The 5,012-nt window shown below is 67.2% G+C and carries 6 protein-coding genes; 2 read left to right on the top strand and 4 right to left on the bottom strand.

Annotated features, from left to right (window positions below; genetic code table 11):
• A partial coding sequence (gene dusA, locus LXM94_RS08865; RefSeq protein WP_235770827.1) for a tRNA dihydrouridine(20/20a) synthase DusA occupies window positions 1–1,006 on the bottom strand: 1,006 nt, incomplete at its 3' end.
• Between the two features lie 147 nt (window positions 1,007–1,153).
• On the opposite strand from dusA, the gene LXM94_RS08870 reads away from it, so the two are divergent.
• Window positions 1,154–1,684, top strand: a complete 531-nt coding sequence (locus LXM94_RS08870; protein ID WP_235770828.1) for a gamma carbonic anhydrase family protein — start codon at window positions 1,154–1,156, stop codon at window positions 1,682–1,684.
• Window positions 1,685–1,699: 15 nt separating this feature from the next.
• Here the strand turns inward: LXM94_RS08870 and LXM94_RS08875 are convergent, their stop codons facing one another.
• Genes LXM94_RS08875 through LXM94_RS08885 form a run of 3 tightly spaced genes read right to left on the bottom strand, consistent with a single transcriptional unit; the run spans window position 1,700 to window position 3,856 of the window.
• Window positions 1,700–2,098, bottom strand: coding sequence for a Fur family transcriptional regulator (locus LXM94_RS08875; protein ID WP_235770829.1), 399 nt, complete (start codon window positions 2,096–2,098; stop codon window positions 1,700–1,702).
• Window positions 2,095–2,928, bottom strand: coding sequence for a metal ABC transporter permease (locus LXM94_RS08880; RefSeq protein ID WP_235770830.1), 834 nt, complete (start codon window positions 2,926–2,928; stop codon window positions 2,095–2,097). Before LXM94_RS08880 ends, LXM94_RS08875 begins: the two co-directional genes overlap by 4 nt.
• The gene (locus LXM94_RS08885) at window positions 2,921–3,856 is read right to left on the bottom strand and encodes a metal ABC transporter ATP-binding protein (protein ID WP_329605596.1); all 936 of its coding nucleotides are present in this window, start codon (window positions 3,854–3,856) and stop codon (window positions 2,921–2,923) included. Before LXM94_RS08885 ends, LXM94_RS08880 begins: the two co-directional genes overlap by 8 nt.
• Before the next feature lie 101 nt (window positions 3,857–3,957).
• On the opposite strand from LXM94_RS08885, the gene znuA reads away from it, so the two are divergent.
• Entirely contained in the window at window positions 3,958–5,001 is a 1,044-nt protein-coding gene (gene znuA / locus LXM94_RS08890; protein WP_235770831.1) for a zinc ABC transporter substrate-binding protein ZnuA, read from the top strand.
• Window positions 5,002–5,012: the final 11 nt, after the last annotated feature.

Genomic DNA, 5,012 nt, shown 5'->3' on the forward strand with positions numbered 1-5,012 from the left:
GCCGCGTCGCGTCCGTCGAGAGGATCTGTCGATAGCGCCGCGCACCGGGAAACCCCTGGAACAGCCCGACCATGTGGCGTGTGACATGGGCGATGCGCCCGCCCCCGGCGACGACCGCGGCGCCGTAGGCCATCATCCGATCGCGGACGTCCGTCCAGTAGGCCGGGTCCGGCAGGCGGTCGTCCGGGTCGACGGATACAAGCCCGCCGCCGAGGGGACGCGGGAAGGCGCGGTCGATGCCGACGAGCTGCAGGCTGTCCTGGTAGGCGGCACGGCCGAGCATCGCGCCGTCGAGCGGGGTCGCGCCCTGATTCAATTCGTGAACGGCCTCGCCCACGCTGCGAAGGCCGCCGTTCAAGCCGATGAACAGGCTGGGCCTTTCCGCCTTGACGCGCCGCACGAGATCGTAGTCGAGCGGCGGGATGTCGCGGTTTTCCTTCGGGCTCAGCCCGTTGAGCCAGGCCTTGCGCGCGTGGACCCAGAGACCGTCGACGCCGGCGGCGGCGACCGCCTCGACGAGCCTGCGCAGCGCGATCTCGGGATCCTGGTCATCGACGCCGATACGGCACTTGACCGTCACCGGAATACCCACGGCCGCCTTCATCGCCGCGACGCAGTCGGCGACGAGCGCCGGCTCGCGCATCAGGCAGGCGCCGAAGGTGCCGGACTGCACCCGGTCCGAGGGACAGCCGACATTCATGTTGATCTCGTCGTAGCCGAATTCCGCGCCGATGCGCGCCGCTTCGGCAAGCTTCGCCGGATCGCTGCCACCGAGCTGGAGGGCGAGCGGATGCTCGGCGCCGTCAAAGCCGAGCAGGCGGTCCCTGCTGCCGCGCAGGATCGCATCGGCAACGATCATCTCCGTGTAGAGCAGCGCGTTCTTCGTCAACTGCCGCGCAAAATAGCGGTAGTGCCGATCCGTCCAGTCGATCATCGGCGCAACGGCGAAGATCTTCGTCCCCGTCTTCAATGCCGTCTGGTACATCGCCTTCGTTTCCGGTTCCATTGCGCCACCGGGCGCTTCCGGCGGCCTCATAGCGCATCGGGCGCGGAAAAACCACCCGCCCGGGACGGCTGCCCTTTTCCGATCGACGGCGGCGGGTGCTAAACTGCTCCGGGAATCGGAGAAGCCCTGCCGCCTGAAAGGACCATCATGCCGATCTACGCCCTCGACGACCACGCCCCCACCCTGCCCGCGGAGGATCGCTGCTGGATCGCGCCGGATGCCAACGTGATCGGCCGGGTCGCGATCGGCGAGGATGTCGGCATCTGGTTCGGCGCGACGTTGCGTGGCGACAACGAGCCGATCACGCTCGGCGCCCGCAGCAATATCCAGGAGGGCACGATCGTCCACACCGATCCCGGCAGGCCCGTGACGATCGGCGAAGGCTGCACCATCGGCCATGGCGCGATCATCCACGGCTGCACGATCGGCGACAATTCGCTGATCGGCATGGGCGCCACCGTGCTGAACGGCGCCGTGATCGGCCGCAACTGCCTCGTCGGCGCCAATGCGCTGGTGACAGAGGGCAAGGTTTTCCCGGACAATTCGCTGATCGTCGGCGCGCCGGCCAAGGTCGCCCGCACGCTGGACGAGGCGACGGTCGAAGGCCTGAAGCGCTCGGCCGAGAAATACGTGGAGAACTGGAAGCGCTTCCGGAAGGGCCTCAGGCCGATCGGTTGAACGGACGGACGGCCCTCATGCGCAGCCGGCGCACTGGCCGCGGATTTCGATCGTCGTCTTGCCCGACTTGAAGCTGCGGTCGCGCGCGAACGCCGCCAGCCGCTCCTCGATCACATGGTCGTGGAACTCGGTGACCTGGCCGCAGCTTTCGCAAATGGTAAAGGCGGTGAGCCCGTGCGCATGGCAGTCCTCGTTCGGATGGGCGCAGGCGACGAAGGCATTGATGCTCTCGAGGCGGTGCACAAGGCCGAATTCGAGCAGCTTGTCGAGCGCCCGGTAGACCTGCAGCGGCGCACGGAAGCCTTCGCCGCGCAGCTTGTCGAGGATCGAATAGGCGCTGAGCGGCCCCTCGGCATGGGAAAGCACGTCGAAGACGAGGCCCTGGTTTTTCGTAAGCGGCTGTCCGGCGGTCATCGCGGCCCCTCCTCTCCCAGTCGGTCGGGCGACGACGCCTCCGGTCGCGTCCATCCCGGCACGAGACTTAGAATGAACAGCACGAGCGCCGCAACCACGATGGACGGGCCTGACGGCGTGTCGAACTCGAGCGAGCCGAAGAGGCCGCCGACCACCGCGACCGCGCCGATCAGCGAGGCATAGACCGCCATCAGCTCGGGGCTCGACGAAAAGCGCCGCGCCGTCGCCGCGGGAATGATGAGCAGCGACGTGATGAGCAGGATGCCGACGATCTTCATCGAGACGGCGATGATCAGCGCCATCAGCAGCATGAAGGCGAGCCGCGCCTTTTCCGGCTCCATGCCCTCGGCGGCAGCGAGTTCCGGATTGACCGTGGAGGCGAGCAGCGGGCGCCACAGATAGGCGATCGCGAAGAGCACGAGGATGCCGCCGCCCCACACGAGGTAGACGTCGCCGATGCCGACGGCGAGGATATCGCCGAACAGGAAGCCGACGAGGTCGATCCGCACCCAGGTCATGAAGGACACGATGACGAGGCCGATGGCGAGCGTCGCGTGGGACAGGAGCCCGAGCAGGGCGTCCGTCGACAGCGAACCGCGCTTCTGCAGCGCGAGCAGCAGCAGCGAGACGACGGCGGCGACGACGAAGACGCTGAGCAGGAGATTGAGCTCGAAGAGCAGCGAGAGCGCCACGCCGAGCAGCGCCGAATGCGCCATCGTGTCGCCGAAATAGGCCATGCGCCGCCAGACGACGAAACAGCCGAGCGGACCGGCCGTGAGCGCCAGACCGACCCCGGCGAGAAGCGCGCGCAGGAAGAAGTCGTCAAGCATCGGACGCTGCCCCCTTCGGTTCGGCCTGCGCCGCCGGACCGTGATCGTGGCCGCAGCCGCAGGTCGGCCCGTGTGTGTGCACGATGCGCATCGGCTGCGCCCTGCCCTCCGGCGCGGCCTCGTGATGGTGGCCGTCCTCCGGATGGCAGTGATCGGTGACCGAACCGTCCGCATGCAGCACGCGCCCGTCGGGCAGATGCGTGTGATCGTGATGATGGGTGTAGAGCGCCAGGGTCTCGGCTGCCCGCGAGCCGAAGAGGCGGACATATTCGGGGCTCCGGCTGACGCTCTCCGGCGTGCCGGTGCAGCAGACATGGCCGTTGAGACAGACGACCGTGTCGGTCTCGGCCATGACGACATGCAGGTCATGCGAGATGAGCAGGATGCCGCAGCCGGTCGTATTGCGGATCGTCTTGATGAGGTCGTAAAGCGCGATCTCGCCGGAAAAGTCGACACCCTGCACCGGCTCGTCGAGCACGAGCAGGTCCGGCTTGCGGGCGATGGCCCGGGCAAGCAGCGCGCGCTGGAACTCGCCGCCGGAAAGGTGCTGCACGTCGGCACGGGCAAGGTGTCCGATGCCGGTCGCCGCGAGCGCCGCGTCGATCTCGCGGTTCGGAAGCGGCTGCGTCAGTGTCATCAGCCGCTCGACCGTGAGCGGCAGCGTCCAGTCCACCGCAAGCTTCTGCGGCACGTATCCGACGCGAAGGCTCGGCTTGCGCGTGACGCGCCCCTCGTCCGCCTTCAGCACGCCGATTGCCGCCTTGGCGGTGGTCGACTTGCCCGAACCGTTGGGGCCGATGAGCGTGACGATCTCGCCGGGCGCAATCGTCAGGTCGACGCCGCGCACCAGCCAGCGCCCCTGCCGGCGAACGCCGACGCCGGAAAGCGAGACGAGCGGCGGCGGAAGATGGGTCTCAGTCTGCAGCATCGAATTCGTTCCGGAGGCCATTGCCATCGCCTATGACACACGTTATAGCATAACGCAATTGATGTAATAACATTACAATGATCTTTCAACCGGAGTCCGTCATGAAGATCGCATCCGCCCTCGCCGCCTCCGCATCGCTCCTGATGCTGCCCGCGCTCGCCCATGCCGAAGCGCCCAAGGTCGTCGTCTCGATCAAGCCGATCCACTCGCTGGTCGCCGCTGTCATGCAGGGCATCGGCGAACCGTCGCTGATCGTCGAAGGGTCCGCGTCGCCGCATACCTATGCGATGAAGCCGTCCAATGCCGCGGCGCTGCAGGAGGCCGACCTCGTCTTCTGGGTCGGCCCCGGTCTCGAAGCCTTTCTCGACAGGCCGCTCGAAACGCTGGGCGGCAAAGCCAAAGTGATCGAGCTGGAAGACGCACCGGGCGTGGAAACGCTGCCGCTGCGCGAGGGCGGCGCCTTCGAGGCGCACGATGACGACGAGCATGGCGAGGAAGGCCACGGCGCGGAGGCCCATGCGAGCCACGAGGCCGAAGGAACGGATGTGCATGCCGCACACGAAGACGAGGCGCACGAGCAGCACGCTTCCGAAGGTCACGGCGACGACGAGCACGGGCATGGCGAAATCGACATGCATCTGTGGCTTGCCCCTGAGAACGCGCGGGCCATGGCGACGGAGATCGCGCATGCGCTTGAAGAGGCCGACCCGCAGAACGCAAAGGCCTATCGCGCGAACCTCGTGGCCCTGGAAAAGCGCATCGATGCGCTTGACGGCGAGATCCGGAGCCTGGTGGAGCCGGTCAAGTCTAAGCCCTTCGTCGTCTTCCACGACGCTTATCAGTATTTCGAGCGCCACTACGGCGTGCGCGTCGCCGGCTCGATCACGGTCAGCCCGGAAACGCTGCCGGGCGCCGAGCGCCTGTCGCAGATCCGCGCCAAGGTGACGGAGCTCGGCGCGACCTGCGTCTTTGCCGAACCGCAGTTCGAGCCGAAGCTCGTCAATGTGGTAATCGAGGGCACGCCGGCGAAGTCCGGCACGCTCGACCCGGAAGGCGGAGCGCTCGCCGCGGGACCCGACCTCTATTTCGACCTGATGAAGTCGATCGGCACGTCGCTGCGCGACTGCCTGACGTCGGGAAGCTGACGGCGGTCGAA

It is taken from the genome of Rhizobium alarense, assembly GCF_021555155.1.
Lineage (GTDB): Bacteria > Pseudomonadota > Alphaproteobacteria > Rhizobiales > Rhizobiaceae > Rhizobium_D > Rhizobium_D alarense.

What these genes read in the sequence shown, in the direction of transcription:
- LXM94_RS08870 (WP_235770828.1), top strand. Translation starts at nt 1,154, where the DNA reads ATGCCGATCTACGCCCTCGACGACCACGCCCCCACCCTGCCCGCGGAG.
- LXM94_RS08875 (WP_235770829.1), bottom strand. Translation starts at nt 2,098, where the DNA reads ATGACCGCCGGACAGCCGCTTACGAAAAACCAGGGCCTCGTCTTCGAC.
- LXM94_RS08880 (WP_235770830.1), bottom strand. Translation starts at nt 2,928, where the DNA reads ATGCTTGACGACTTCTTCCTGCGCGCGCTTCTCGCCGGGGTCGGTCTG.
- LXM94_RS08885 (WP_329605596.1), bottom strand. Translation starts at nt 3,856, where the DNA reads ATGCTGCAGACTGAGACCCATCTTCCGCCGCCGCTCGTCTCGCTTTCC.
- znuA (WP_235770831.1), top strand. Translation starts at nt 3,958, where the DNA reads ATGAAGATCGCATCCGCCCTCGCCGCCTCCGCATCGCTCCTGATGCTG.